Genomic DNA, 26,661 nt, shown 5'->3' on the forward strand with positions numbered 1-26,661 from the left:
GAATACCGAAAAACAGGACAAAAGGGGCATTGCGCGATATGACCACGATCTCCAACGGAGTGAACGTGCAGGCGCTGCTGGACGCGCGGGAGGCGCTCAAGGACGCGCCCGAAGCCGCCCAGTTCACCTGGAAGGCCACGTCCACCTGGCAGAACGGCGTGCACAGCACCACCCGCATCCAGAACTTCTACGGCCTCGGCCAGGAGCAGAGCCACAAGAACGAGACGGTCTTCGACGCCGACCACCCCGCGGTCTTCGCGGCCGAGGACAACGGCGTCACCCCGATCGAGTACCTCCTCGTCGGCCTCGCGAGCTGCCTCACCGCGGGCGTCGCGTCCGTCGCGCAGAACCGCGGCATCCAGCTCCGCTCGGTCGAGGCGTCCGTCGAGGGCAACCACGACATCCGCGGCATCCTCGGAGACACCGACGTTCGCAACGGCTACAACGACATCAAGGTCACCTTCCACATCGACGCCGACGCCACCCCGCAGGAGATCGAGGCGCTCGTCGCCCAGTCGCAGAAGCGCTCCGCGGTGTTCGACGCGCTCACCAACCCGACCGACGTCACCGTCAGCGTCGCCTGAGGAGCAGGGCCATCGAGCACGTCACCGTCGTCGTCATCGGCGCGGGCCACGCCGGCCTCGCCGCGAGCCACTTCCTCACCGCGGCCTCGGTCGACCACGTCGTCCTCGAACGCGGTGAGGTGGCGAACTCCTGGCGGTCGGAGCGCTGGGAGTCACTGCGGCTGCTCACCCCCAACCGGCTGAGCGGACTGCCCGGCCTGCCTTACGACGGCCCCGACCCGGACGGTTACCTGACCGCGGGAGAGACCGCCGACCTCGTCGAGCGCTTCGCCAAGGTCTCCGGCGCCCCGGTCCGGACCGGCACGGCCGTCACGTCGGTCCGGCGCGCGGACGACGGCTACGCGGTGGCGACGAGCCGGGGCCCGCTCCGGTGCCGGGCCGTCGTCATCGCGACCGGCGCCTGCAACCGTCCGGTGGTGCCCGGCCTCGCCGAGGGAGTGCCGGAGGCCGTCGCGCAGTACACGCCGTTCGACTACCGCGACCCCGATGGGCTGCCCGACGGCGGCGTCCTGGTGGTCGGCGGGTCGGCTACGGGCGTGCAATTGGCCGCGGAGGTGGCGCGTTCGGGCAGGCCCGTGACGCTTTCGACCGGCGAGCACGTAAGGCTGCCGCGCACCTACCGCGGCCGCGACGTGCTCTGGTGGATGGACGCCTCCGGCGTGTGGGACGAGCGCCACGACGAACTCGACGATCTCGCCCGCGCCCGTCGCCTCCCCTCGCCGCAGCTCGTCGGCACCCCGGAACGGGCCACCCTCGACCTCAACGCGCTCACCGCGCTGGGCGTCGAGGTCGTCGGCCGCCTGGCCGCGATCCGCGACGGCCACGCCCTCTTCTCCGGCGGCCTCCGCAACGTCTGCTCCCTCGCCGACCTCAAGATGGCCCGGCTCCTCGACACCTTCGACGCCTGGGCCGCTTCGACCGGCGTCGAGGCGCCCCCGCCCGAACGCTTCGCCCCCACCGAGCTTCCCGCCCCGTCCCGCCTCCGCCTCGACCTGCGCTCCGGCGAGATCCGCTCCGTCATCTGGGCCACCGGCTTCCGCCCCGACTACCCCTGGCTGGACGTCCCCGTCCTCGACCCCAAGGGCGCCCTCCACCACACAGGCGGAGTCCTCGAACCCCCCGGCCTCTACGCCCTGGCCCTCCCGGTCCTCCGCCGCCGCAAGTCCACCTTCCTGCACGGCATCGAACCCGACGCCCGAGAGGTCATCACCCACCTCGTCTCCCATCTGGCGGGCTCCCACTGACCCCGTCCCGCGGCCCCCGCCGTGGTCAGGCGGCACGCGGGGCCGCGGGACGGAGACCGAAGCGGTCGGCCGGGAGCGCGTAGGACGTCGTGCGGTCGGCCGGGTCTGCGGTCAGCGTGTTGACCATGGCCTCCCGGACCCCGTGGGCCTCGGCGAGGGCGGTGAGCCGCTCGTGGAGGCTCTCCGGTGTGCCGTGCAGGACTGCGGGGGAGCGGAGCGCGGCCAGGCGGCGTTCGTCGGCGGTTCACACGTGCCGGTCCAGGGCCGCGAGGGAAGGGACCGGGGCATCGGTGCCCAGATCCTTGCGCGCCCGCCAGAGCAGCATCGCGCGGGCGAGCGCGGCGGCGCGCTCCGGGTCGGCCGCGGCGACCGCGCGGACGGCGAGCAGCGGGCCGCCCCGCGCCGCGCCCGACGGCAGGTGCGCCCGATATCCGGCGAGGACCGCCCTGCCGCGGGAGGGCGCGAAGAAGTGGCCGAACGCGTACCCCGCGCCGAGGCTTCCCGCGAGCGGCGCGCTGGATCCACCCGCCCCCAGCAGCCACAGGTGCGCGGCGGGCTCGCCGGGGTCGGCCGAGCCCGCGGCGGCGTCGAGCAGCAGCCCGCGCAGGTCGGAGACCTTCCGGTCGAAGTCGGCCGCGGGACCGCCGCCCCGTCCGATGCCGACGTCGACCCTTCCGGGATGGACGAACGCGAGGATCCCCATCGTCTCGGCGACCTTGTCGGGCCGATGGCGGGGGAGGAGGATCCCGCCCGACCCGACCCGACCCGACCCGACCCGACCCGACCCGGCGCGGATCCGGGAGGTGCGCTCCAGCGCCGGCGCCGCCATCGTCTCCGGCGACGTCCCGGCGAACGAACCGGATCGGTGGTGTCCGGCGAACCAGACCCGGTGGAAGCCGAGGGAGTCGGCCTGGCGGGCGAGGTCGAGGGAGCGGGCCAGCGCGTCGGCGGGTCCGGCGTCCCCGGTGAGCGGCGATTGGTCGAGGACGGACAGGCGCAGCGGAACGGACATGTCGGGCTCCTTTTCTGTGGGCGTTCGGGGGATAGGCGGGGACGATCTGGGCCGTGCCGGTCGGCGTCGAGGCCGCGCAAGCGCGGGGAGGGGCTCGGCGGCCCGGCCGGCGGTGCCGAGCGGCGCTCAGGCTTCGTGCAGGGCCGGCACGATGCGCCAGTCGCGTTGGAAGACCAGGTTGTGGAGGTCGGCGGTGGCGATGGCGCGGAGGGTCGGGAGGAGTTCGGCGGCCTGGGCGGGGGTGGCGACGTTGAGCGGCCATTCGCCGAGGGTGGCGCCGTGCAGGTGGGGGTGGTGGAAGCCCGCGCCGTAGTGCGCGGTGAGGGTGATCGGCGAGAGGTCCGCGGCGCGCTGTTCCGGCCAGGTGAGGTGCCAGGCGGCGAGGAGCCCGCCGTGGGGATCGCGGCGCACGCCGGTCGCCTCGATGGCGCCGGTGGCGCGGAGCAGGTGGGTGTCGACCTCGGTGAGGACGGTGCGGGCGGGGGCGTCGAGCAGGGTTGCGGCGGCGCGGAAGGCCGCCTCCTTGCCTGCGCGGCTGCGCTGCCCTGCGTGGGTGCCGTCGCGCAGGTCGGCGAAGTGCCGGAGGAGTGCTTCGAGCGGGGCGGGCGGGCGAAGGGTGGACGAGGTCATGACGGGGTCCTTTCAGGAGGTCGGGACGGGGAAGCGGAGCGCGTCGGCGAGGGTGTCGAGGACGCGGCTGCCGGTGCGCAGGACGTCGCCGTGTTCGGCCCCGGCCACCCGCAGCAGCCGGACCGGGACCCCGTCGCCGCGGAGCCGGCGCGCGTACTTCTCGACGTCGTCGCGCACCGGGTCGTCCGTGCCGACGGCCAGGACGGCGGGCGCGGTACCGGCGAGGGAGCAGGCGTCCAGCGGCGTCGAGTGCAGGCGGGTCCCGTCGGTGTCGTGGACCGGGGCGCCGTCTCCGCGCCAGGCCCGCCACGCCTCCCGCAGTGCCGCCGGATCGGGGAACCGTCGCGGGTCGGCCTGGAAGGACGGAGCCGAGCATTCCGGATCGACCGGGGGGTAGGCGAGGAACTGCGCGGCCAGGGCGCCGCCCCGGTCCCGCACCGCGAGCGCGGCGCACGCGGCGAGGGTGCCGCCCGCGCTGTCGCCGCCGACCGCGACCGGCAGCCCCGCCGCCCGATCGGCCGCCCAGGTCAGGACGGCCAGGACGTCCTGGAGCGCGCGCGGGTGGCGGTGCCGCGGCGCGAGCCGGTAGTCGGCGCTGAGCACGGCCCAGCCGGACGCCGCGGCGAGCCGAGTGGTGGCCCGCCGCCACTCGACCGCCGAGCCGAACCGCCAGCTCCCGCCGTGGGCCCACACGATCCAGCCGCGCGGGTCCGCCGGCACGTGCGCGAGGACGGGGACGGCAGGGCCCCCGGCGGGCCCGGGAACGCTGACGAGGGATGAGGCGGTCATCTTCGGTCTCCTTTCCGGGGTCGGGCGGGCGGCCGGGCGGCCGCCCGCCGTGCGATGCCTCAGGAGCGGGGCCGCAGGAACACCGCGGCGATCACGACGCCGAGGAGCACCAGGGCCGCGTTGACCCCGATCGCGACGGTGACGCCGTGGTGGACGGCCCCCGCGGTGACGGCCCCCGCGCTCGCCGCGGTGACGACCGCGGACATGACCGGGGTGCCCAGGGTGATCCCGATCTGCTGGGACATGCTGGCCAGTCCCGTCGCCAGGCCCTGCTCCCGGTCGGGCAGCCCGGTGGTGGCGGTGAGCATGAACCCGACGATCACCAGCATGTTGCCGACGCCGCCGAGGAACGTCGCGGGCAGCACCAGCCACATCGCGGCGGGGGAGTCGCCGAGCAGGAGCAGGACCGCGGTGAAGACGGCCTGGAGCAGTCCGCCCCAGACCAGGACGGTCCGGGTGGAGGTGCGGCCGACGGCCTTCGGCGCGAGCAGCCCGCCCAGGACGGTGCCGAGGCCGAGGACACCGAAGGAGACGCCCGCGGTCAGGGCCGAGAAGCCCAGCGTCTTCTGCATGTAGAGGGTGAGCAGGTAGACCAGGGAGGTCTCGGTGACGAAGGCGAGCACCCCGAGCACGTTGCCCCAGGCCACGGTCCGCTTGCGCAGCACGTTCAGCGGCACGAGGGGTTCGGCGGCCCGGCGCTCGACCAGGACGAACACCGCGAGCAGGACCGCGCCGACGGCGAGGGCGCCGAGCGCGGCGGGGTCGGTCCAGCCGCGTTCCCCCGCGAGGGTCAGGCCGTAGACGACGCCGAGCAGGCCGAGGGTGACGCTGAGGGCGCCGGGCACGTCGACCCGGGGCCGCCGCTCAGGCCGGGATTCGGCGATGACGCTCGGCGCGGCGAGCAGCACGGCGAGCGCGACGGGCACATTGATGAAGAACGCCCACCGCCAGGACAGCAGGTCGGTGAGGACGCCGCCGAGGACGGCCCCGGTGGTGAACCCGGCGGACATCAGCGCGCCGTTGAGACCGAGCGCCTTGCGCCGCAGCGGCCCTTCGGGAAACGCGGTGGTGAGCAGTGCCAGCCCGGCCGGGGTGGCGGCGGCCGTCGCGAGGCCCTGGGCGACGCGGGCGATGATCAGCACGGTCGGGTCCGTGGCCAGGCCGCCGACGAGGGAGGCGACGCCGAGGAGGCCGAGGCTGCCGAGGAAGATCCGCTTGCGGCCGATGAGGTCGCCGATGCGGCCGAAGAAGAGGGTGAACCCTGCGGCGGACAGGGCGAACGCGGTGGCGATCCACTGGAGGTGGGACAGGGTGAAGCCGAGGTCGTCGCCGATCGCGGGCAGCGCCACGTTGAGGATGGAGAAGTCGACGGCCAGCATGAACTGGGCGGCGAGGAGGACGGCGAGGGTGACCTTGAGACGGCCGGTGAGCCGCTGCGGCGCGGGCCGTGTCGCGGCGCCGGCGCTCGGCGCGGTCTGGGCGGTGGTCATGTCGGTAGGTTCCTTTCAGGCAGACGGGAGGGCGATCCACAATCGGTACCGAAGTTCCGTTTACAATGGGGACCGTAGCACCGTTAGGCCGTTAAGGGAACCAGAGTTCCTATAGTTGGTCCGCGAAGGTAAGGAGACCGTTCATGGAGGCGACCCCGCAGCCAGGCACCGTGCGTCCAGGGGGGCGTACCGCCCGAGTCCGCGAAGCCGTCTTCCAGGCGGCCGGGGACGTGCTGGCCGAGAAGGGCTTCGACGCCCTCGACCTCGCCGAGATCGCCCGGATCGCCGGGGTCGGCAAGACGACCGTCTACCGCAGGTGGGGCACCGCGGGCGCGCTGGCCGCCGACCTCCTGGACGACATGGCCGAGCAGTCACTGCCGCGCGCCCGCACCGGCAGCGTGGACGACGACCTGCGCGCCAACGCCCGGCTCGTCGTGAAGACGCTCACCGACCCGCGGCAGGGCCGCCTCTTCAAGGCCCTCATCGCCGCCTCCCTGTGCGACGAGCAGGCGGCCCGTGCCCTGCACCGCTTCTACGCGGTGCGCATCTCCGAATGGGCAGGCTGCGTCACCGACGCCGTCGGGCGCGGCGAGCTCCCCGAGGGGCTCGACGCCCATCGCGTCATCGCCAACGTCTCGGCGCCCCTGTACTACGCGCTCCTCAACACCGGCGCCGCCCTCGACGACGCGGCCGCCGACCGCGCCGCCGCGGCGGCCCTCGCCGCGGCCCGCGCGGGCATCGCCTGACCTGGCGCGCGGGCCTCCGACGGCTCCCGACAAGCCGTCGGAGGCTCGGGCCGTTCTACAGGGGGCGGGTGGCCAGGGTCCTGGCCAGCCTGGCGTTGGCCCGGGCGGCCTCCCGGGCCTGGTAGGCGATCGGCATGTAACGAACGCGTTCGGGGAGCAGGGGGGTGGTCCGGGAGATGGCCCGGCCGACCGCCTTGAGGGCGAGATCGTCGGACCTGGTCCACGTGAGGCCCAGCTTGTCGCGGGCGGCGGGCGGGAGGGTGCCGGTGGCGACGAGACGGCCCAGGGATCCGACGCCGCGATGCAGGGGGGCCAGGACAGGCCGGAGCGAGCGCGGGACGGACGGGGGGACCTTGTCCATCATGTCCAGGACGTCGTGGGCCACCGGGTGGTCCACGAGGACGTTCTCGACCATGTGGTCGAAGTACGTCCAGTAGTCCTCGACGGTCGGCGGAAGCAGCCGCTCGGGGACGCGGAGGATCCGGCCGAGGTCGAGGAACTCGGTGTAGACCTGGTCGGCGTAGTCGTCGGTCCACTTGCCGGGGTCGAAGTACCGGGCCGCGGAGGCCGCCGCCTGGAAGCCGGTGAGGTGGACCCAGGCCCAGGGCTCGCCGGACAGGGCGTGATGGGTGGTGCCCTGCTCGTCGACGGCCTTGAGGTCCTTGTGCATCTCGCGGAGGCGCCGGCCCTCCTCGATCGCGGTCTCGCCGCCGTAGATCCAGGTCTGCACCGACGCGAAGCTGCGCCTGGCCCGTCCGACGGGATCGCGCCGGAAGCTCGACAGCTGGTCCACCACGGTGCCGATCGACGGGTGCATCACCTGGAGGAGGAACGCGCTCTGGCCGGCGAACGCCGACGTCCACAGCCCGAACTCCTCCCAGAGGACGGATCCGGGCCCGAACGTCCGGATGTCCGGCTGTTCCGGGGCCGCAGGCGGGACTTCGGTGCGCATCGCCATGGCTCGCTCCTCGTTCACGGGGTGGCTTCCAGTGAACTGGCATAAGTGTCTACTTACAAGACCTTGGCCGAAATCCGTCTGAGACACGTCACGCCGGCCCAGGTCAGCGGGCGAGATCGGCGGCGAGAAGATCCTCCAGCGAGGCGAGATCACCGGTCTGCGCCGCGGCGAGGAAGGACTGGACGAGGCGGCGGTGCGCGGCGGCGTCGACCGGCCGTCGCCGTCCGGTGGCGAGGTGGCCGCCGGCCCGGCGCGAGAGCTGCCTGGCGTGGTCCTCCCGCAGGCCGAGGACCACGGAGATCCGCTCGTAGGGGTAGGCGAACGCCTGGCGGAGCAGGTACACCGCGCGTTCCGCGGGCGTCAGCCGCTCCGCGAGCAGCCGGAGCGCGTCGTCGATCTCCGCGTGCCGCTCGACCGCGCTCTCGGGGCCGAGGCCCAGGTCCAGCGTCGCGGGGAGCCAGGCGCTCGCGGGCGTCTCGCGCCTCCTCCGGGGAGCCAGGGAGGCGTTGATCGCGAGCCGGACCGTGGTCTTGGCGAGGAACGCGGGCGGGCTGACGACCGCCGCGTGGTCGGCGCGCCCCCACCGCAGCCAGGTCTCCTGGACGACGTCCTCGGCCTCGCCCGCGTCCTTGAGGAGCCGATGGGCGATGGCCAGGAGCCGAGGCCGCACGGAGGTGAACACCGAGGCCGCCGCCTCCGGGTCGCCGATCCGTACCGCGTCGTCTCTCTCCGACTCCAAAAGGTTCATGGGGGCCCCGGCTCCGTTCAAGGGCGGCATCCCCGCGATGCCGTCACCCCCACCGTCTCCCGGCGGACCCCGGTGCCGCGCCCTGGGAACCCCGTGGTCCGTACCCTGGTCTCCCCCTAGGCGGGCCCTGGTGCCGGGGCTTCCTCGACCGGTGGAGGTGATCGGCGCCGCGACGCCGCGTGGGTGCGGAAACCCTATAATTCGGAGGTCACACGTCAATAGGCACAGAGTCACCGGAGGTCACGCCGATGGTCGGCGGAAGTGCCAGAGGCCCGCTGCGCGGGCGGCAGCTCGAGTGCGAACGGCTCGACCGGCTCGTGGCCACGGTGCAGGAGGGCCGCAGCGCGGTCCTGGTCGTCCGCGGCGAGGCGGGCATCGGCAAGTCGGTCCTGCTGGACTACGTGCGCGGCAGCGCGTCCGGCTGCCGGATCGCCCGGGTCGCGGGCGTCGAGTCCGAGATGGAGCTCGCCTTCGGCGGCCTCCACCAGCTCTGCGCCCCCTTCCTCGACCACATCGGCCGGCTGCCCGGCCCGCAGCGCGACGCGCTGGAGACGGCGTTCGGCCTGAGCGCGGGAACCCCGCCGGACCGCTTCCTCGTCGGCCTCGCGGTGCTCAGCCTGCTCGCGGACGTCGCCGAGAAGGAGCCGCTGCTCTGCCTCGTCGACGACGCCCAGTGGCTCGACCAGGTCTCCGCGCAGGCCCTCGCCTTCGTCGCGCGGCGCCTGCTCGCCGAGCCGATCGGGCTGGTGCTCGCGGTGCGCGAGCCCGGCCTCCAGCACGAGCTCGCGGGGGTGCCTCAGCTCGAGGTCGGCCGGCTCGGCGACGCCGACGCCCGCGCCCTGCTGAACTCCGTGACCCCCGGACGGCTCGACGGTCGGGTCAGGGACCGGATCGTCGCCGAGACCCACGGCAACCCGCTGGCCCTCCTCGAACTGCCCCGGGGACTGACCGCCGCGGAGCTCGCGGGAGGGTTCGCCCGCCCCGACGCCCGGCCGCTGATCACCCAGATCGAGCAGAGCTTCCTGCGCCGGGTCGAGGCGCTGCCCGCCGGGACCCGGCGGCTCCTCCTGATCGCCGCGGCCGAACCCGTCGGCGACGTGACCCTGCTGACCCGGGCGGCCGAGCTGCTGGGGATCGACGCGGCGGCCGCCGCGCCCGCCGAGGCGGCGGGGCTGATCAGCATCGGCACCCGGGTGCGGTTCCGGCACCCGCTCGTGCGCTCGGCGGCGTACCGTGTGGCCGCGCCGGAGGACCGGCAGAGCGTGCACCGCGCGCTCGCCGACGCGACGGACCCCGCGTCCGATCCGGAACGCCGGGCCTGGCACCTCGCCAACGCCACGGCCGGCCCCGACGAGTCGGTGGCCGCGGAACTGGAACGCTCGGCCGAGCGGGCGCAGGCGCGCGGCGGCGTCGCGGCGGCCGCCGCCTTCCTGGAGCGGGCCGCCGAGCTGACCCCGGACCCCGCGCGCCGCGGCGTCCGCACACTGGCGGCGGCCCGCGCCAAACACCGGGCCGGAGGGTACGACGCCGCGCTCGAACTGCTGGACTCCGCCGAGCTCGGCCCCCTCGACGAACGGCGGCTCGCCCAGTCGAACCTGCTGCGCGGCCAGATCGTGTTCGCCTCCCGGAGTGCCAGCGCCGCCCTGCCCCTGCTGCTCAAGACCGGCAAGCGGCTGGAGCGGCTGGACCCCGGGCTGGCCCGCGAGACCTACCGGGACGCCCTGCACGCGGCCCTCACCGCCGGACGCCTGCCCAGCGGCGGCGTCCAGGTGGCGGACGTCGCGGCGGCGGCGCTCGCCGCGCCGTCAGGGCCCGAGCCGGGACGCAACGAGCTGCTCCTCGACGGGCTGGCCGTGCGGAGCACCGAGGGCTACGAAGCGAGCGTGCCTCTGCTGCGGCAGGCGGTCGACGCGTTCCGGGCCGAGGGCGTCTCCCGCGAAGAGGGCCTCGGTTGGCTCCCGCTCGCCTGCCGCATGGCCCACGACCTCTTCGACTTCGACGGCTACGCGGCGCTCTCGACCCGGCTCGTCGACCTGGCCAGGGAGACCGGCACGCTCGCGGTGCTGCCGTCGGCCCTCCTGCTGCTCCTGTCGAACCGGGTCTTCGCGGGGGAACTCGCCTTCGCCGAGACCCTGGTCGCCGAGTCGATGACGATCGGCGAGGTGACCGGCAGCCGCTTCTTCGCCCGCTACGGCGCCCTGGTGCTCGAACCGTGGAAGGGCAGGGAGGCCGAGACCCGGCAGGCGATCGACGTGGTCACCCGCGACCTGCTCCTGCAGGGCGAGGGCAAGGTGCTGAGCGCCACCCAATGGGCGAGCGCCGTGCTCTACAACGGACTCGGCCGCTACGAGGAGGCGTACGCCGCCGCCGAACGGGGCTGCGAGCACCCCGAGGAGTACGGGCTGTCCACGTGGTCGCTGGTCGAGTACGTCGAGGCCGCGGTCCGAAGCGGACGGCCCGCCCGCGCGGCCGACGCGGCACGCCGACTCGACGCGCGGGCCCGGGCGAGCGGCACCGACTGGGCCCTCGGCACCTCGGCGGCCGCCCGCGCCCAGGTGAGCGACGGCGACACCGCCGAGGCCCTCTACCGTGAGGCGATCGACCGGCTGGGCCGGACCGACGTCAAGGTCCTGCTCGCCCGCACCCACCTGCTCTACGGCGAGTGGCTGCGCCGTGAGAACCGCCGCGTCGACGCCCGCGAACACCTCGGCACCGCCTACGAGATGTGCACCCGGATGGGCGCCGCGGCCTTCGCCGAACGTGCCCGCCGCGAACTCGGCGCCACCGGCGAGACCATTCGCAAACGCCCCACCGACGGCGGCCCCTCCCTCACCACCCAGGAATCCCGCATAGCCCGCATGGCAGGCGAGGGCCTCACCAATCTCGAAATAGGCGCCCAGCTCTTCATCAGCCCCCACACCGTCGAATGGCACCTCCGCAAGGTCTTCGTCAAACTCGGCATCGCCTCCCGCAAACAGATCCGCCCCGCCCTCCTCGACGACCCCACCCCCGCCTGACCCCGAACACCGCACGAGCCCCATCGAGGAACTCTCGCTGTCGGCAGGAGAGGCCGTCCGAAGAGAGGCGAAGAGACTCGCCGCCACGGGCGCCGCTGTCGGCCGGGGCCGCCCGGCGGTCGGAAGGGCCTGCGCGTGCTGGGTCGTCTGGCCCCCGAGGCGCCGGGCGGTTACTATTAGTATATGTCTAGTTACGGAATGATTCGGGAGGTTCGTACCGTGGCGTGGGGAGTGCTCTTCGGAGTGCCCCTGGCGTTCGGTGCCCTGTTCGTCTCGGCGACCTCGGCCGGGGCGCCGACGAAGCCGGACGGTGAGCGGAGCCTGGTGCTCACCGCGCCCGCCGTGCTCGGCCCCGACGGCGCGGGCGCGGCCGCCCTCGGGCGCTAGGCGCCGGCGAGCGCCCCGGGCGGGGCGCTTTCGGATGATCAAGGTCCGGCGAACGTCGGCCGGCCTTCACATCGGGTTCGGGCGGTATTCGGACGGGAGTTCTGGCTGCGGCGCCCTTTGGGGTCCGCTGGAGGACGCGTCCGCCGGTCCGGGCGCGGCGGGTCGGTGGTATTCCTGCGCCCGGCCTGAGGGGCTCGGTGGACGCGCCGGGCGCCGCCGAGGCCGTTCGGGTGCTGCGGCTCGTCCTTGGAGTCCGAGGGGCATGGGGCAGGGGATAATGGGCGGGTGCCGCGCCCCAGTCATCCGTTGCTCCAGCGGGATCGTGTGATCGCGAAGGCGCTGGAGATCATCGACGCCGAGGGGCTCGCGGCGTGCAGTCTGCCGCGGCTGGCCAGGGAGTTCGAGGTGAAGGCGCCGGCCCTTTATCACCACTTCGCCGACCGGGCCGAGATCATGTCCGAGGTGGCGCGGAGCGTCGTGCTGGAGATCCCGGCGCCGCGCCCCGGCGCGCCGGGCGACTGGATCGAGTGGCTCGTGGCGCTGTGCGTCGATCTGCGCCGGGCCGTGCTGCGGCACCCCCACGCGGCGCCGCTGCTGCTGGAGTTCGTCCCGCGCGACCTCCTGACGGCCCACTACGACGAGGCGATCGAGGTTCTGGCGGAGGCCGGCGTGCCCGCGGAACGGCACGCGCTCATCCTCGACGGCATGGAGAACCTCACCCTGGGGGCGGCGCTCACCCAGGCGATGCGGCCCGAGCCGACCCGGGGCGCGATCTTCGCGCACGCCGATCCGGTCCGTGAGCCGAGGCTCGTCGCGGCGGTCCTGGCCAACCGGTGGCGGACCCCCGAGCGGCTGTTCGCCGAGTCGGTCCGGGTCTTCCTCCAGGGTGCCGCCGCCCAGGGCTGAGGCCGGCCCGTTCTCGTTTCCTCCGGGACGGGACCATTGACCCCGTTATTTAAAGCCATTAAGTTTAGCGCCAGGCGCCGCCCGGGACCTCTGTGACCAGGGCCGACGCCGCATTCCCAGCTGCACTGTGACCCGTCTTTCCACCCCTCTGACAGGAGCGCAATGCGTCAAACCACCGTGCTGAGAGCCCTGGACGCCTGGCGCGTCCGCACGCCCGACGCCGTCGCGCTGCGCTGCCGCGCAGACGCGCTCACCTGGTCCGCGCTCCTGCGCGAGACGGACCGGGCCGCGGCCAGGCTGCTCGCTGAAGGCGTCAAGCCCGGCGACCGCGTCGCCCTGCTCGGCGGCATGTCCCTCGACTGGGCGGTGACCGCGCTCGGCGCGATCCGCGTCGGCGCGATCCTCTGCCCGCTGAACGAGCGGTACCCCGCGAGCGAGCTCGCCGACGTGCTGCGCGAGCTCACCCCGGCCGTCCTCGTCGTCGGCGCGGCGCACCGCGAGACCGCCGAGCGGGCCGCGGAGGCATCGGTGCGCCTTCCCATGGAGTCCTTCGCGGACGGCGCCCCCGCCGCGTTCGACCTCCCCGGGCTCGCCGCGGACCCCTCGGCGCCCGTCTGCGTCATCCCCACCTCGGGCTCCACCGGCCTGCCCAAGGCGGTCGTCTACACCCACGAGTCCCTGCTCGGCGCGTTCTTCGAGTGGACGCTCCAGGCACCGGAGCTGATGCGGGCGACCACGCTCAACATCAGCGCGATGTCGTTCGCGGCGGGCCTGCTCAACGGCTTCCTCGCCCCGCTGGTGCTCGGCGGCCGCGTCGTCATGATGCCGGTCTGGAACCCGGACGACGCGCTCGGGCTCATCGAGGAGCACGAGGTGACGTGCATCGCCGCCACCACGATCTTCTTCGAGCAGATGGCGGCACTCCCGCGGTTCGCCGACGCCGACCTGACGTCCCTCGCGGTCGTGTTCACGGGCGGGAACCCGGTCACGCCGACGCTGGTCGAAGCCTGGGCGAAGAAGGGCGTGGGCCTGCGGCAGGCCTACGGCCTCACCGAATCACTGTCGATGGTGACCTTCCCGACGGCCGAGCTGGCGATGCGCAAGCCGGAATCGGTGGGCCTCGGCGGCGTGCTGACCGAGGTCCGGATCGTCGACGTCGACGGCACGCCGTGCCCTCCCGGGACGCCCGGCGAGATCTGGATCTCCGGACCCGGCGTCGCCGCGGGCTACTGGCGGGACGACGCGCTCACCGAGGCCGTCTTCGGCGGCGGCCGGCTGCGCACCGGGGACATCGGGGTCCGGGACGAGGACGGCACCCTGCGGATCGTGGGCCGGACCAAGGACCTCATCAAGTCCGGCGGCATGACGATCTACGCCGCCGAGATCGAACGGGCGGTCCTGGAGCTGCCCCAGGTCCTGGAGGCCGCCGTCATCGGCGTGGCCGACCCGGAGTTCGGCGAGACCCCCGCGCTCCTGCTGACCGCGAAGGGGCTGACCGTCCAGGACGTCATCGAGCACTGCAAGGTCAAGCTGGCCGCCTACAAGGTGCCCCGGTACGTCGTCTTCCGCGAGGAGCCTCTGCCGCGGACGTCCAGCATGAAGATCGACAAGCGCCCGCTGCGCGCGGCCGGCGCCGACATCCCCGAACGGCACGAGCGGATCGGCCGCACGCCGCACCCGCACGGCCAGGGATAAGGAGGAATCACCCATGAGCGTGGACAACGACCTGCCGGTCGCCGCCGAGCTGCGCGGCGACGCCGTGCACCGGCTGCTCGGCCACCTGCGGGACGAGACGACCGACGGCTTCGCGGCGATCGAGCGGTTCAGCCCGGCCGACTACCGCGACCCCGCCCTCGCCGAGCTGGAACGCGACAGGATCTTCGGGGCGGTGCCGTTCATCGTCGCGCACGGTTCGGAGGTCGCCGAGCCGTTCGACTTCGTGTCCGTGCAGCTGCCGCGCAACAACGTCATCATCGTCCGACAGCGGGACGGGGGCCTGCGCGCCTTCGTCAACGCCTGCCGCCACCGGGGCGCGCAGCTGGTGGAGGAGTCCTCCGGCCGCTGCCGGCTCTTCTCCTGCCCGTACCACCGGTGGTCCTACGACCCCGACGGATCCCTGCGGACGGTCACCCTCGACGGCACCTTCGGCGAATTCGACCGGGCCGAGTTCGGGCTCGTCCGGCTGCCCGTGGAGGAGCGGCACGGTTTCGTCTGGCTGATCGACGACGCGCGCGCCGAGATCGACGTCGCCGCGTGGCTCGGGCCGGAGACCGACGCGCTCCTCGCGGGCTACCGGATCGAGGACCTGGTGAGCGTCACCCCGCACACGTTCGACCGGCCGACCAACTGGAAGATCATGCAGGACGGCTTCCTCGACAACTACCACGTCAAGTACGCCCATCCGAACACGGCGGGCAAGGTGCTGCACACCAACGCCGTCGCGCTCAAGGACTTCGGACGGCACTTCTGGTTCCTGGCGGCCCGCAAGAGCATCGACAGGTTCCTCGGCGAGAGCCCCGGGGACGCTCCGATGGACAAGCACGTCATCGAGAGCTGCTTCATCGCCCCGAACAGCATGCTGCTCAAGCACGCCACGCACGTCGAACTGCTGACCTTCCGCCCGCACGGCGCGGATCCGGGCAGGTCGACGATGGAGATGCGCATCATGGCGCCGACTCAGGCGGAGACCGGGCTGGACGAGGACGCGTGGCGCGCGCGTTGGGAGAAGAACTGGCACATCATGATCTCGATCATCCACGACGAGGACTTCCCGATCCTCGCCGGTTCCCAGAACGCCATGTTCAACCAGGACACCGGGCCGATGCTCCTCGGCCGCAACGAGCTCGCCAGCCACCTGTTCCGGCGCGAGATCCGACGGCTGGTGCACGGAGGGTCCGCGGAGTGAACGGGCCGGAGGTCCTGTCCGGCGGCGCGGGACCGGTCGAGCTGCGCCGGTCCCCGCGTCCGCCGGACGCCGCGGTGCGCTCGCTGCTGGCGCGGGCGCGCCGGGCCGACGCGGAGATGGGGTTCGCCGCGCCGGCCGGCGCCGCGGCGGCGCGGACCACCACGGTCGAGGTGTTCACCCGGTTGCGCCGGGGCGGTGTGGCGGCCTCGCCGGAACCCGGGCTCGCGGCGGTGCTGGTGATCGCCGAGACACGGCCTTCGCTCGGCGTGGCCGACCTCGTCGTCGCGCCGGAGTACCGGTCGATGGGCGTGGCGACCGCGGTGGCCGAGACGCTGGGCGCCGGCCTGTCCGGCGCGCGCGGGTTCGGCACTGACCTCGGCTCCGTCCTGGCCTGCGCGTACGGGACCCACCCCGCGGCGCTCCGCCTCGCCCGCCGCTTCGGCGTCGCGCCGACCGGGGAACGGCACCGGCTCGTGCTGCCCTCCCGGCTCGACCACGCGGGTTCGCCGCTCGCGCTCGCCTCGGCGGCGCCGGGCGTCACCGTCCGGGAGTCGGAGCCGGATCCGTCCGACGCGCCGTCGGCCTGGACGGCGCTGGACCGCGGACCGGGGGAGCCGACCGCGCTGGTCGTCACCGGCCCGGACGGCGGGGTGCGCGGCCGGGTCTCGGTCGGGATGTCCCAGGACGGCGAGCACGGCCCGCTCGGCACGATCCGCGAGCTCACGGCGTCGACCCGGACCCACCGGGACGACCTGCTCCGGCTCTCCCTCACGTGGCTGTGGCGGCAGGGGGCGCAGGCGATCACGACTGCGGTCGAGGTGACCGACCTGGACGCGCTGGACCTGTTCCGCTCGGCGGCCTTCCAGCACGACCGCACCGACACCCTGTTCACCCTCCCCTGACCGCGGGCCCCGCCCGTGCACGGTTCGGACGGGCCGCGGCACGACCCGTCGCCCGCATGCGGCGCCCGCCTCCGGGCGCGTGCCGTGCCGGAGGGCATCAGGTGCCGAGGGAGTTCGCCAGGTTCGTGAGGACCCCGGAGACCGGGCCGAGGGTGAGCAGGCCACTCGCCGCTCCGGCCAGTTCGGCGGCGGCCGGGAGCAGCGCGGCACGGGCACGGCGCTGGGCGGATCGGTCCTCGAGGGACACCGCGGCGTGTGCGAGGAGGGTCCACAGGGCCTCGGCCAGCAGGTCGTGCGGAGGGTCGGGGGCCCCGCGCAGGGCCTCGGCGGCCTGTGCGGGGCGGCCTTCGGCCAACAGCAGGACGGGCCGGGTCCAAGGGACGTAAGGGCCGTAGGCGTCGTCGTCCGGGCCGGGCGCGCGGCCGTGGCGCAGGCGGAGGCAGAGGAGGGCGAGGGGGAGCAGCCCCTGGGTGAGGCCGGGCATGCCGGCCGTCTCCAGGGCGGTCCCGGCGGCGACGTAAGCGGCTTCCTTGGCCGCGAACGGCACGGTGTCGTCTTCGGCGAGGCGGAGTGCGCGGTACCAGGTGGTGAAGACCGCCGTGAGCGGCCGGTCGTGGCGGGCGGCCAGCAGGTCGAGGCGCGCGGCGTGGGCGTCGGCGCGCGGGAGGTCGGCGACGGCACAGGCCGACTGGAGCCTGATGAGGTGGCCCAGCACCTCGTAGGTGGGCAGGTCATGGCGTTCGGACAGGGCGACGATCTCGGCGCCGACGGCGTCCCGTTCCCCGGACAGGCCGGTGCGCGCGAACGTCTGCATGTAGACGCCGTTCAGGGCGAAGGCCAGCAGCGCCGGATCGTCGAGCGAACGGGCGATCCGCTCGGCCTCCTCGGCCGCGGCACGGGCGCGGGGGGAGGCGGTGCCGCGCGACTCCAGCGCGATCGTCGCGAGCAGCCGGGCCCGCGCGCCGGGCGGGGTGCCGGCGGGGAGCCGGGCCAGGGTGCGCTCGGCCGCCGCGACCACCCGGGAGTCCTGCGCGGGATCGTCGGCACGGGTCCAGTTCGCCGGGACGTCGTAGGCGCCGATGACGCGCGCGGCGAGGTCGGGGTCGCCCATCTCCTCGGCGGCCTCGATCGCCGCCGCCCGGTGCTCGCGGGCCGCGAGGAGGCCGCCGCCCCCGGTCACCGCGAGGCCGCGCATGAGCCCGACCGTGGCCTCGAGGCGCAGGCGGGCGTCCGGCGCGGCGCGGTCGTGGGCCGCCGTCGCGCTCGCCCAGACCCGGGCCGCCGCGTCGGGCCGGGCCAGCCTGTCCTCCTGCCGGAGGATGTCGGACTCCAACTCGCGCAGCCCCGGGCCGGGGTCGAGGCCCAGTTGTTCGGCGAGCGCGGTCCGGGCGGCGCGCAGCACGGAGAGGGCGTCGGCCTGGCGTCCCGTCCGGTAGAGCGCGAGGGCGAGGAGCCGCCACGCCTCCTCCCGCCACGGGTGCGCGTGGGCGTGCGCGTCGAGATCGGGGACCGCCTCGGCCGCACGGCCGAGCGTGAGCAGCGCCTCGGCCCGCCGTTCCACCGCGCGCAGCCGCATCTCGGTCAGCCGGGACCGCTCCGGCAGCGCCCACGGCGCCTCGGGGAAATCGGCGTAGGCCGGTCCGCGCCACAACGCGAGGGCCGTGTCGAGCACCGGGAGCAGGCGGGCGGGCGGCTCATCCGACTCGACGGCACCGGCGAACCGCCAGGCGTCGACGGCGTCCGGGTCGGCCCGCAGCGCGTACCCGGTCCCGACGGTGACGATCAAGGCGGGCGGTGTCCTGGGCGGCCGGTCCGGCTCCAGGGCGCGGCGCAGCGCCCCCACAAAGGTGCGGATCGAGCCGACCGCCCCCTCCGGCGGGTCCTCCCACAGGTCGGCGGCCAGCAGATCCACGGGCACGACGCGCCCCCGGGCGGCGACGAGCCGGGCCAGCACCTCCCGGTGCCTCGGGCCCTTCAGGGAGATCACCTCGCCCGCCCCGTCCCAGGCCTCGACAGGTCCAAGAACCCCTAGGAAAACGCCCATCCCGCCCCCCGTTCCCCGCACACCCCACGCTAGCGCTGATCGGATGCTGATCGGCGCCCGGCAGCCTGAGGGCATCAGGTCGTCACCGAGCCTTCCGAGGAGAGAAGACCATGTCACCGGTCATCCAGGACTTCACCTACCACCGTGTCCCCGTCGCCGACGGCGTGTCGCTCAACGCCGCGGTCGGGGGTTCCGGCCCGGCCGTCGTGCTCCTGCACGGCTTTCCGCAGACCCACCTGATGTGGCGGCACGTCGCGGCCGACCTCGCCGCTGACTTCACTGTGATCTGCCCCGATCTGCGGGGCTATGGCGCCAGCGACAAGCCCGTCGAGAACGGCCAGGACACCTACTCCAAGCGCACGATGGCCGCCGACGTCGTCGCGCTCGCCCGCGCGCTGGGCCACGACCGCTTCGCGCTGGCCGGACACGACCGAGGCGCCCTCGTCGCCTTCCGGGCGGGCCTGGACCACCCCGCCACGATCACCCACCTGGCCTGCCTGGACGTCCTGCCGACGCTCGACATGTGGGACGTCATGCACGGCGTGTCGGCGGCCGTCGGCTGGCACCTGTACCTCATGGCCCAGCCGCCCGGCCTGCCCGAGAAGATGATCGCCGCGGTGCCCGACGCGTTCTTCGCCGCCTTCCTCGACGACTGGGTGAAGGACCCGTCCGCGATCCCCGCCGAGTTCCGCGCCGCCTACCTCGCCGCCTGCCGCGAGGCGATCCCCTCGATCGTCGCCGACTACCGCGCCTCCGCGGGCGTCGACGTCGTCCACGACACCGCCGACCGCGCCCGCGGCGCCCGTCTCCGCATGCCCGTGACCGTCGTCCAGCAGGACTGGGGCGCCGCCCTCGGCTACGACGCCGTGGCCCTGTGGCGTCCCTGGACCGACGACCTGGTCCACCGCACCACCACCGCCGGCCACTTCATGGCGGAAGAGGCTCCCAAGGAGGTCGCCCACCACCTCCGCGAACTCCTCGCGCGCTGACCCCGCCGGACACTCGAGCGGAGCCGCGCCCGTCCAAGGACAGGGGGCGGCTCCGACCGGCGGTGAGGGGAGCCGACGCGGTCGGGGTCCGGCGTGGTGGCGTTCTCGGCGTCGCGGGCGGTCCGGGGCGCGGCTCAGGTGCGGAGTTCCGGCGGCAGGCCGATCGCGCGGGACTCGAGGAAGCTGTTCAGGCCCTCGGGGCCCAGTTCACGGCCCAGGCCGGACTCCTTGAAGCCGCCGAAGGGGACGTGGGGGTAGGGCGGGTAGACGCCGTTGAGAGCCACGCCGCCGGTGTGGAGGCGGCGGGCGGTCCGCAAGGCGCGGTGGGGGTCGGCGGACCAGACGGCGCCGGACAGGCCGTACGGGGAGTCGTTGGCCATGGCGACGGCTTCGTCTTCGGTGTCGTAAGGAATGAGGCAGACGACGGGGCCGAAGATCTCCTCACGGGCGACGCGCATGGTGTTGGCGACGTCGGCGAGGACCGTCGGCTCGACGTACCAGCCGCGCGGTAGGTCGGCGGGGCGTCCGCCGCCCGCGGCGATCCGGGCGCCGGCCTCCACGGCGATCGCGATGTACCGCTCGACCCGGACACGCTGGCGTTCGGCGACGAGCGGGCCGACGACCGTCGCCGGGTCGTGCGGATCGCCGACGGGCACCGCCGACGCCGCGGCGGCGGCGGCCTCGACGGCCTCGGCGTACCGGGCGCGGGGGAGCAGGATCCGCGTGTGCGCTCCGCACACCTGGCCCGACAGATGCATCGCGCCGGAGACGATCGCGGGCACGACCGAGCCCAGGTCGGCGTCGTCGAGCACGACCGCGGCCGACTTGCCGCCGAGTTCCAGCGACACCCGTTTCACCTGCTCGCCGCACAGGCTCATGATGCGCTTGCCCGCCGCCGTCGACCCGGTGAAGGCCACTTTGTCCGTGCCGGGGTGGCGCACCAGCAGCTCGCCGACGTCCCTCCCGCCCGGCACCAGGTTGAAGACGCCGTCCGGCACGCCCGCCTCGGCCAGCGCCTCGGCGAGGAGGTAGCCGCTCAGCGGCGCTTCCGGCGGCGGCTTGAGGACGACGCTGCATCCCGCGGCGAGCGCCGGGGCCGCCTTCCACGCCGCGAGCGTGACGGGCGCGTTCCACGGCACGATGAGCGAGGCGACGCCGACGGGTTCATGGGTGACCAGCCCCGCCCGGTCCCCGGCGCGCACCTCTCGGTCGAACGGGTGGGTCCGGACGAGGTCGGCGTAGTAGTCGAAGAGCGGCGCGACCAACCCGGTCTGCGCCCGCCGCGCCTGGCTCACCGCGCAGCCCATCTCGTCGACGGTGACGCCCGCGATATCCGGTTCCCGCTCGCGCAGGAGGACCGCGGCCTTCGCCAGGATGTCGGCGCGCTCCTCGGGCGACATGCGCGGCCATGGGCCCGCGTCGAACGCCCCGCGCGCGGCGGCGACCGCGTGCTCCACGTCCGCGCCGGTGGCGGACGGCACCTCGCCGACCGCTTCCTCGGTGGACGGTGAGACGACGCGGAGCCTGGCGTCGCCCGCCGGCCGGGTCCAGGCGCCGCCGATGAAGAACTCTCTCCGGTACATCAGCCGGTCGTCCACGAGGGCCCTCCCGTAATCGGAACCCGGAGCCTAGTCTCCGGAGTGAACGCCCGCTATCCTAACCTAAGTATGTGAGCATTCACTTGTTAGCCCGAATGCTCGCCTCGATCGCTCGTCACGGTCCGGCCGCGTCAGTGCGCGGAGCCCGGACCGCCGGTGCCGACCTCGCGAGGTGTTCATGGATCTGCTGCTGCGCGGTGCCTCACTCATCGACGGCACGGGCGCCCCCGCGCGCCTCGCCGACGTCGGGGTGGAGGGAGGACGCGTCGTCGCCGTGCGCGACCCGGGCGTCCTGAGCCCGGACGACGCCGCCGAGACCGTCGACCTCGGCGGCCTCACGCTCGCCCCCGGCTTCATCGACGTGCACACGCACTACGACGCCCAGATCCTGTGGGATCCCGACCTGACCCCGTCGAGCTGGCACGGGGTCACCAGCGTCGTCATGGGCAATTGCGGCTTCGGGGTCGCGCCGACCCGACCGGAGCACCGCGACGTCATCGTGCGCACGCTGGAGAACGTCGAGGGCATGTCGATGGAGGCCCTGGAGGCCGGGATCGACTGGTGCTTCGAGACCTTCCCCGAGTACCTCACCGCGATCGACGCGCGGCCCAAACGCCTCAACGTCGGCGCGTTCCTCGGGCACACGCCGCTGCGCCTGTTCGTCACCGGCGGCGAGGAGCGGGCCGCGACGCCCGCGGAACTCGACGCCATGCGCGAGGTCGTCCGCGAGGCGCTGGAGGCGGGCGCCCTCGGGTTCTCCACCTCGCGCCAGCCCGCCCACCAGGGCGCCTTCGGCCGCCCCGTGCCGAGCCGCTTCGCCGAGACCGACGAGGTCCACGCGCTCGCCGCGGTGCTGGGCGAACTCGGCAAGGGCGTCCTTCAGGTGTCGATAGGCCCCGGCCTGTTCGTCGACCAGTTCTCCGACATGGCCACCCGCTACGGCATCCCCGTCACCTGGACCGCGCTGGTGGCCCGCGCCGACAAACCGGGCGCCGCGCTGCGCACGGTCGAACGGGGCGCGGCCCTGCCCGGCGAGGTCTACCCGCAGATCGCCTGCCGCCCGATCGTCATGCAGATCGGCATGGCCGACCCGACGCCGCTCGCGGAGATCGACGAGTGGAAGGACGTCCTCGCCCTTCCCCGCGCCGAGCGGGAGGGCCTCTACCGCGACGGGTCGTGGCGCGATCGCGCCCGCGAGAACACCCTCAAGGCGTGGGCGCACCGCTGGCCGAAGACCAGCGTCGAGGAGACGAACGCGCACGCCGACGCGGTGGGCGTCCCGCTCGACCGGCTCGCCGAGGAGCGCGGCACGACCCCGTTCGACCTGATGCTGGACCTCGCGCTCTCCGACGGCATGGCCACGCGGTTCCGGATCGTCCTCGACAACGACGGCGACGAGGAGGTCGGCCGACTGCTCGCCGACGACCGGACCCTGCTGGGCCTGTCCGACGCGGGCGCGCACGCCACCCAGCTCTGCGACGCCTGCTACTCCACCCACCTGCTCGGCCACTGGGTGCGCGAGCGCGGCGCGATCTCGCTGGAGACCGCGGTCTGGCGGCTCACCGGCCACCCCCACCGCGCGTTCCGCATCCGCGAGCGCGGTCTGGTCCAGGAGGGGTTCCACGCCGATCTCGTCGCCTTCGACCCCGCGACGATCGGCACCACGCCCGTGGAGCGGGTGCACGACCAGCCGGGCGGCACCGACCGCCTCGTCGTGCGCAGCACCGGCGTGGCGCACCTGTGGGTCAACGGCACCGCGGTCCGCGCAGGGGGAGTCGACCTCCCCGGCGTCGCTCCAGGCCGGCTCCTGCGCTCCTAGCCTTACCGCCACCCCGTGAGGAGAGCCTAATGACGGACGTGTACTACGACCCCTACGACGTCGAGATCGACGCCGACCCCTATCCGGTCTATCGGAGGCTGCGGGAAGAGGCGCCGCTCTACTACAACGACAAGCACGACTTCTACGCCGTCAGCCGGTACGAGGACGTCGAGGCGGGCCTGGGCGACCCGGCGACGTTCATCTCCGGCCGCGGCGCGATCCTCGAGCTCATCAAGGCGAACATCGAGTTCCCGCCCGGCGTGATCATCTTCGAGGACCCGCCCCTCCACACCGTCCACCGCAGGCTGCTGTCCGGCATCTTCACCCCGCGCAAGGTGCTCGCGCTGGAGCCGAAGATCCGCGACTTCTGCGCCCGCAGCATCGACCGGACGGCCGGGACGGGCAGGTTCGACTTCGTCGCGGACCTCGGCGCGCGGATGCCGATGCAGACGATCGGCATGCTGCTGGGGATCCCCGAGGCCGACCAGGAGGCCATCCGCGACCAGGTCGACGACTCCCTGCGCACCGAGGAGGGCAAGCCGATGGAGCTCGACCTCGATTTCCTCGCGGGCGAGGCGTTCGGCGCCTACATCGACTGGCGGGCGGACCACCCGTCCGACGACATCATGACCGACCTGCTCCAGGCCGAGTTCGAGGACGAGACGGGCACCCGCCGGAGGCTCACCCGCGAGGAGATCCTCACCTACGTGACGATCGTGGCTGGCGCGGGCAACGAGACCACCAACCGGCTCATCGGCTGGGCGGGCAAGGTCCTCGCCGACCATCCGGCCCAGCGCGCCGAACTCGCCGCGAACCACGCGCTCATCCCGAACGCGATCGAGGAACTGCTCCGCTTCGAGCCTCCGGCCCACCACATGGCCCGGTACGTCACCCGCGACGTCGAGGTGCACGGCAGGACCGTTCCCGAGGGCAGCGTCATGATGTTCCTCGTCGCCGCCGCCAACCGCGACGGGAACCGCCACACCGACGGCGACGCCTTCGACATCCACCGCACGGTGGGCCCCCAGCTCACCTTCGGCCGGGGCACCCACTTCTGCCTCGGCGCCGCCCTGGCCCGCCTCGAGGGCAAGATCGCGCTGGAGGAGATCCTCAAGCGCTACCCCACCTGGGAGATCGAGACCGGCGCCAAGCTCGCCCCCACCTCCACCGTCCGCGGCTTCGAGTCCCTGCCCGCCCGCGTCTAGCACCCCGCACGATCGCGCTCCCCGCCGTCCCGAGGACCGGACGGCGGGGACCGGCTTGCCGCGCGGAGGCGACCCTCGCCGAGGGCACCGCCACCGTAACCTGCCGGTCCGCCCCTTTCAGGGGCCGGCGCGCGGCCGCCGGGCGGTCACGGGCCGGCGGGGGACGGGCCGCCCGGTCCTCCGGCGCGGCCGCGCAGCCAGAGGGCGCGCAGGGCGGTCTCGGTCGCGAAGCGGTTGTCGGGCTCGGTGAGGTCCTCCCGCAGGATCCCTTCCAGGACCCGCATCCGGTAGCGGACGGTCTGCACGTGCAGGCCGAGGTCGTCGCTCATCCGGGCGGCCGGGCCGCGGGTGCGCAGCCAGGCCCGGAGGGTGTCGGTGAGCCATGGGCGCCGCCGCTCCTCCACCCCCGTCAGGAAGGCGAGCCGCCGCTGGGCGATCTGGTCCATCAGCGGGCCGTCCGCCAGCAGCCACGTGCTCACCAGGTGGTCCTCGCACAGGGTCAGCGTGCCGTCGTCGAGGACGCCGTCGGCGACCAGCGCGAGCACCTGCCTGGCCCAGCGCAGGGAGTCCGCGGCACGCGCGAGCGGCACGGTGAGGCCGACCGCGGCCCGGGAGTCGGCCAGCGCCGACTCCAGCATCGTTCTGCGCGGCTCCGTCAGCGGGCCGGGCACCAGCAGGTAAGGCTCGGGGTCGTGAAGGTCGAGCAGCAGGTCGGGATCGAGCAACGGGCGCACGACGGGCGCGCCCGTCGGGAGGGCGACCAGGGTCACCTGGTCCGGGGCCGCCCAGTCGGCGGCCGGGTGGAGCGTTGCAACGGCGGCGCAGTCCGTGTCCGGGCCGCGCACCAGGTCGCGCAGCAGGAGCCGCCGCGCCGCCTCCCGCTTCTCGTGCTCGGCTCCCTTGACCTGGTCGTAGCCCTCGCGGGACAGCTCGGCCGCGTCGTCCATGTACCGGAACAGGGAGGCGGCGAGCGCGGACACCGCCGCCGCCGACAGCTCCTGCCCGGACAGCACGTCCCGGATCCGGGACCAGGCGAGCTGTGCCCCGATCCGGTACGCGGACTGGAGCACCGCCAGCGGGCGCCCCTCCATCGCCTCGAACGCGCCGAGCTTGCGGCAGAGCTCGTTGCGGCGGTCGTGCGGCTGCGCCGGGTCGGCGAGCCCCGCGACGAAGCCGAGGACGTTGCGCTCCACCCCGGAACGGATCACCTCGTTGTAGGGGCTGCCCTGCGGCCGGTCGTAGTCGGGGATGGCGGCGCGGACGCTGTCGACGATCTCGCCGACGAGTCCGGGGACGAGCTTGGTCAGGCTCGGGAGAAGCTCGGAGTACATGCTCTGCGCGCCAATCGTCCAGGAAAGCCCACTACGTCACTGTGATTCGCGCCACGTTGACGTTAGATGACGGATCCCGTCTCGGCAATGCCCGTGAGGGCGACGGTCAGGAGACCAGCCGCCCGCCCGGGCCGGACGCGGCGCGTCCGCGGTCGCGCAGCCGCAGGGCGCGCAGCGCCGCCTCCAGCCTGAACCGCGCCTCCGGATCGTCCATCTGGTCGCCGATCCGCTCCCTGATCTGGTGCAGCCGGTAGCGCACCGTCTGTGGGTGGAGGTGCAGCCGCCGCCCCACGTCCGCCGCGGTGCTCCAGCTCTCCAGCCACACCCGCAGCGTCTCGGTGAGCGCGGCGCCCTTGGCCGCGGGCAGGTTCATGAGTCCGCCCAGTGACCGCGCGACGATCTCGTCCAGCAGGGCGGGGTCGGCGGTCAGCCAGAGGTCGAGCAGGTGGTCCTCGCTGAGCAGCACGGGCGCTCCGCCGATCACCCCGTTCTCCGCGAGCGCCGACACCCGGCGGGCCCACCGCAGCGAGTCCGGTATCTGTTCCAGCGGCACCGTCAGCCCGACCGACAGCGGGATACCGGGCAGGGCCGATTCCAGCGTCGTCCGCCGGTCGCCGTCGAAGGGGCCGGGGAACAGCAGGCACGGATCGCTGCCGTCGAGATCGAGGAGCACGTCCGCGGTCACCGCGGCGCGCGGCCAGACCGCGCCGGGCGGCACGGCGACGGGCGTGGCCGCGGCGGGCAGGGGCCAGCCGGCCCGGTCGGCCAGCTCGGCGACACCGCCGGACCGCCCGCCCCCTTCGGCCAGCCGGTGCAGCAGGCGCCGCCGGAGCTGCGCCCGCTCCTCCTGCGGTTTGGGGTCCGCCTCCAGGTATCCCTGGACGACCGGGCCGATGAGCTCGTCCATGTACGCCATGTGGTGCTCGGCGAGCTCGGCCAGCACGTCACCGGAGTACCGGTGCCGGGTGCACACCTCGGCGATGCGGTGCCAGGACGTGCGGAAGGCGACGCGGAACGCGGTGTGCAGGGAGTCCAGGCTCCGCCCGCCGTCCGACTCCTTGCGGCCGAGTGCTCGGAGCAGCTCGGTGAGCCTGTCCAGGGGAACCGCCGGATCGGCGACGCGGGCCACGAAGACCGCGAGCGCCTCGTTCACGACGACCGCTATCGCGGGCGGGCTGGGATCGGCGATCGCGTAGTCGGGGACGGACGCGTCGATCTCGGCATAGATCTCTTTCGCGAGTCCGGGCAGCCCTGCCCGCAAGGCCTCCGCGAGCTGCGGAGACGGCGGATTCTCGTGCTCTCGCCGCACGCTCCGTCCTTTCTCTCCCGGCCGGGGTCGGCGGCCGTCCACCGATCT

Annotated in this window: 21 protein-coding genes and 1 pseudogene; 12 read left to right on the top strand and 10 right to left on the bottom strand. The window is 73.9% G+C overall.

Annotated features, from left to right (window positions below; translation table 11 throughout):
* Positions 1 to 38: 38 nt before the first annotated feature.
* Both EDD29_RS16945 and EDD29_RS16950 read left to right on the top strand, forming a co-directional pair.
* A complete protein-coding gene (locus EDD29_RS16945; RefSeq protein WP_123665336.1) occupies positions 39 to 584 on the top strand; it encodes an OsmC family protein in 546 nt (181 codons plus the stop codon).
* Positions 482 to 1,828, top strand: a pseudogene (locus tag EDD29_RS16950) (flavin-containing monooxygenase); the annotation flags it as partial. The gene EDD29_RS16945 and the pseudogene EDD29_RS16950, both read left to right, overlap by 103 nt.
* A 244-nt stretch (positions 1,829 to 2,072) precedes the next feature.
* Here EDD29_RS16950 and EDD29_RS16955 read toward each other — a convergent pair.
* From EDD29_RS16955 to EDD29_RS16970, 4 genes are all read right to left on the bottom strand, one after another.
* Positions 2,073 to 2,840, bottom strand: coding sequence for an MsnO8 family LLM class oxidoreductase (locus tag EDD29_RS16955; RefSeq protein ID WP_211359758.1), 768 nt, complete (start codon positions 2,838 to 2,840; stop codon positions 2,073 to 2,075).
* A gap of 126 nt (positions 2,841 to 2,966) precedes the next feature.
* The gene (locus EDD29_RS16960; RefSeq protein WP_123665337.1) at positions 2,967 to 3,470 is read right to left on the bottom strand and encodes a hypothetical protein; all 504 of its coding nucleotides are present in this window, start codon (positions 3,468 to 3,470) and stop codon (positions 2,967 to 2,969) included.
* Between the two features lie 12 nt (positions 3,471 to 3,482).
* Entirely contained in the window at positions 3,483 to 4,259 is a 777-nt protein-coding gene (locus tag EDD29_RS16965; protein ID WP_123665338.1) for an alpha/beta hydrolase, read from the bottom strand.
* 59 nt (positions 4,260 to 4,318) lie between these two features.
* Positions 4,319 to 5,749 (bottom strand): MFS transporter, encoded by a 1,431-nt coding sequence (locus EDD29_RS16970; RefSeq protein WP_123665339.1) that lies wholly within the window; start codon positions 5,747 to 5,749, stop codon positions 4,319 to 4,321.
* 143 nt (positions 5,750 to 5,892) lie between these two features.
* On the opposite strand from EDD29_RS16970, the gene EDD29_RS16975 reads away from it, so the two are divergent.
* Positions 5,893 to 6,495 (top strand): TetR/AcrR family transcriptional regulator, encoded by a 603-nt coding sequence (locus EDD29_RS16975; protein WP_123665340.1) that lies wholly within the window; start codon positions 5,893 to 5,895, stop codon positions 6,493 to 6,495.
* A 55-nt stretch (positions 6,496 to 6,550) separates the two neighbouring features.
* On the opposite strand, the gene EDD29_RS16980 is transcribed toward EDD29_RS16975, so the two are convergent.
* Positions 6,551 to 7,453: an oxygenase MpaB family protein gene (locus EDD29_RS16980; RefSeq protein ID WP_211359759.1), complete on the bottom strand. Its 903-nt coding sequence runs from the start codon at positions 7,451 to 7,453 to the stop codon at positions 6,551 to 6,553.
* A 103-nt stretch (positions 7,454 to 7,556) separates the two neighbouring features.
* Positions 7,557 to 8,201, bottom strand: a complete 645-nt coding sequence (locus tag EDD29_RS16985; RefSeq protein ID WP_123665341.1) for a sigma factor — start codon at positions 8,199 to 8,201, stop codon at positions 7,557 to 7,559.
* A 248-nt stretch (positions 8,202 to 8,449) separates the two neighbouring features.
* Between EDD29_RS16985 and EDD29_RS16990 the strand changes: the two genes are divergently transcribed.
* The 6 genes from EDD29_RS16990 to EDD29_RS17010 all read left to right on the top strand — a co-directional run bounded on the left by EDD29_RS16990 (position 8,450) and on the right by EDD29_RS17010 (position 16,318).
* Positions 8,450 to 11,218 (top strand): helix-turn-helix transcriptional regulator, encoded by a 2,769-nt coding sequence (locus EDD29_RS16990; RefSeq protein WP_123665342.1) that lies wholly within the window; start codon positions 8,450 to 8,452, stop codon positions 11,216 to 11,218.
* Positions 11,219 to 11,437: 219 nt separating this feature from the next.
* The gene (locus tag EDD29_RS45490) at positions 11,438 to 11,605 is read left to right on the top strand and encodes a hypothetical protein (protein WP_170201442.1); all 168 of its coding nucleotides are present in this window, start codon (positions 11,438 to 11,440) and stop codon (positions 11,603 to 11,605) included.
* A gap of 285 nt (positions 11,606 to 11,890) precedes the next feature.
* A complete protein-coding gene (locus EDD29_RS16995; protein ID WP_170201443.1) occupies positions 11,891 to 12,511 on the top strand; it encodes a TetR/AcrR family transcriptional regulator in 621 nt (206 codons plus the stop codon).
* Positions 12,512 to 12,673: 162 nt separating this feature from the next.
* Positions 12,674 to 14,206, top strand: a complete 1,533-nt coding sequence (locus tag EDD29_RS17000) for a class I adenylate-forming enzyme family protein (RefSeq protein ID WP_123665344.1) — start codon at positions 12,674 to 12,676, stop codon at positions 14,204 to 14,206.
* A gap of 13 nt (positions 14,207 to 14,219) precedes the next feature.
* Positions 14,220 to 15,416, top strand: a complete 1,197-nt coding sequence (locus EDD29_RS17005) for an aromatic ring-hydroxylating oxygenase subunit alpha (protein WP_123665345.1) — start codon at positions 14,220 to 14,222, stop codon at positions 15,414 to 15,416.
* Positions 15,413 to 16,318: a GNAT family N-acetyltransferase gene (locus EDD29_RS17010; protein WP_123665346.1), complete on the top strand. Its 906-nt coding sequence runs from the start codon at positions 15,413 to 15,415 to the stop codon at positions 16,316 to 16,318. The genes EDD29_RS17005 and EDD29_RS17010 overlap by 4 nt, the downstream gene beginning before the upstream one ends.
* A 97-nt stretch (positions 16,319 to 16,415) precedes the next feature.
* Here the strand turns inward: EDD29_RS17010 and EDD29_RS17015 are convergent, their stop codons facing one another.
* Positions 16,416 to 18,362, bottom strand: a complete 1,947-nt coding sequence (locus EDD29_RS17015; protein ID WP_123665347.1) for an AfsR/SARP family transcriptional regulator — start codon at positions 18,360 to 18,362, stop codon at positions 16,416 to 16,418.
* Positions 18,363 to 18,472: 110 nt separating this feature from the next.
* Between EDD29_RS17015 and EDD29_RS17020 the strand changes: the two genes are divergently transcribed.
* Positions 18,473 to 19,351, top strand: coding sequence for an alpha/beta fold hydrolase (locus EDD29_RS17020; protein ID WP_123665348.1), 879 nt, complete (start codon positions 18,473 to 18,475; stop codon positions 19,349 to 19,351).
* Between the two features lie 134 nt (positions 19,352 to 19,485).
* On the opposite strand, the gene EDD29_RS17025 is transcribed toward EDD29_RS17020, so the two are convergent.
* Positions 19,486 to 20,949: an aldehyde dehydrogenase gene (locus tag EDD29_RS17025; protein WP_123665349.1), complete on the bottom strand. Its 1,464-nt coding sequence runs from the start codon at positions 20,947 to 20,949 to the stop codon at positions 19,486 to 19,488.
* Between the two features lie 178 nt (positions 20,950 to 21,127).
* Between EDD29_RS17025 and EDD29_RS17030 the strand changes: the two genes are divergently transcribed.
* Positions 21,128 to 22,768, top strand: a complete 1,641-nt coding sequence (locus EDD29_RS17030; RefSeq protein WP_123670530.1) for an N-acyl-D-amino-acid deacylase family protein — start codon at positions 21,128 to 21,130, stop codon at positions 22,766 to 22,768.
* Between the two features lie 29 nt (positions 22,769 to 22,797).
* On the top strand, positions 22,798 to 23,973 hold the full coding sequence (locus EDD29_RS17035) for a cytochrome P450 (protein ID WP_123665350.1): 1,176 nt from the start codon (positions 22,798 to 22,800) through the stop codon (positions 23,971 to 23,973).
* A 146-nt stretch (positions 23,974 to 24,119) separates the two neighbouring features.
* Here EDD29_RS17035 and EDD29_RS17040 read toward each other — a convergent pair whose 3' ends face one another.
* Together EDD29_RS17040 and EDD29_RS17045 are read right to left on the bottom strand one after the other, a co-directional pair.
* The gene (locus EDD29_RS17040; protein ID WP_123665351.1) at positions 24,120 to 25,304 is read right to left on the bottom strand and encodes a PucR-like N-terminal domain-containing protein; all 1,185 of its coding nucleotides are present in this window, start codon (positions 25,302 to 25,304) and stop codon (positions 24,120 to 24,122) included.
* 106 nt (positions 25,305 to 25,410) lie between these two features.
* Positions 25,411 to 26,613 (bottom strand): PucR-like N-terminal domain-containing protein, encoded by a 1,203-nt coding sequence (locus EDD29_RS17045; protein ID WP_123665352.1) that lies wholly within the window; start codon positions 26,611 to 26,613, stop codon positions 25,411 to 25,413.
* Positions 26,614 to 26,661 lie beyond the last annotated feature (48 nt).

Source organism: Actinocorallia herbida (assembly GCF_003751225.1).
Taxonomy (GTDB): Bacteria; Actinomycetota; Actinomycetes; order Streptosporangiales; family Streptosporangiaceae; genus Actinocorallia; species Actinocorallia herbida.

Excerpts from the sequence above, each read along its gene's own strand:
- EDD29_RS17040 (WP_123665351.1), bottom strand. The coding sequence starts at position 25,304 with ATGTACTCCGAGCTTCTCCCGAGCCTGACCAAGCTCGTCCCCGGACTC.
- EDD29_RS16990 (WP_123665342.1), top strand. The coding sequence starts at position 8,450 with ATGGTCGGCGGAAGTGCCAGAGGCCCGCTGCGCGGGCGGCAGCTCGAG.
- EDD29_RS16985 (WP_123665341.1), bottom strand. The coding sequence starts at position 8,201 with ATGAACCTTTTGGAGTCGGAGAGAGACGACGCGGTACGGATCGGCGAC.
- EDD29_RS16960 (WP_123665337.1), bottom strand. The coding sequence starts at position 3,470 with ATGACCTCGTCCACCCTTCGCCCGCCCGCCCCGCTCGAAGCACTCCTC.
- EDD29_RS17005 (WP_123665345.1), top strand. The coding sequence starts at position 14,220 with ATGAGCGTGGACAACGACCTGCCGGTCGCCGCCGAGCTGCGCGGCGAC.
- EDD29_RS17030 (WP_123670530.1), top strand. The coding sequence starts at position 21,128 with ATGGATCTGCTGCTGCGCGGTGCCTCACTCATCGACGGCACGGGCGCC.
- EDD29_RS16965 (WP_123665338.1), bottom strand. The coding sequence starts at position 4,259 with ATGACCGCCTCATCCCTCGTCAGCGTTCCCGGGCCCGCCGGGGGCCCT.
- EDD29_RS17015 (WP_123665347.1), bottom strand. The coding sequence starts at position 18,362 with ATGGGCGTTTTCCTAGGGGTTCTTGGACCTGTCGAGGCCTGGGACGGG.
- EDD29_RS17035 (WP_123665350.1), top strand. The coding sequence starts at position 22,798 with ATGACGGACGTGTACTACGACCCCTACGACGTCGAGATCGACGCCGAC.
- EDD29_RS16975 (WP_123665340.1), top strand. The coding sequence starts at position 5,893 with ATGGAGGCGACCCCGCAGCCAGGCACCGTGCGTCCAGGGGGGCGTACC.
- EDD29_RS16945 (WP_123665336.1), top strand. The coding sequence starts at position 39 with ATGACCACGATCTCCAACGGAGTGAACGTGCAGGCGCTGCTGGACGCG.
- EDD29_RS17020 (WP_123665348.1), top strand. The coding sequence starts at position 18,473 with ATGTCACCGGTCATCCAGGACTTCACCTACCACCGTGTCCCCGTCGCC.
- EDD29_RS16980 (WP_211359759.1), bottom strand. The coding sequence starts at position 7,453 with ATGGCGATGCGCACCGAAGTCCCGCCTGCGGCCCCGGAACAGCCGGAC.
- EDD29_RS16955 (WP_211359758.1), bottom strand. The coding sequence starts at position 2,840 with ATGTCCGTTCCGCTGCGCCTGTCCGTCCTCGACCAATCGCCGCTCACC.
- EDD29_RS17000 (WP_123665344.1), top strand. The coding sequence starts at position 12,674 with ATGCGTCAAACCACCGTGCTGAGAGCCCTGGACGCCTGGCGCGTCCGC.
- EDD29_RS16970 (WP_123665339.1), bottom strand. The coding sequence starts at position 5,749 with ATGACCACCGCCCAGACCGCGCCGAGCGCCGGCGCCGCGACACGGCCC.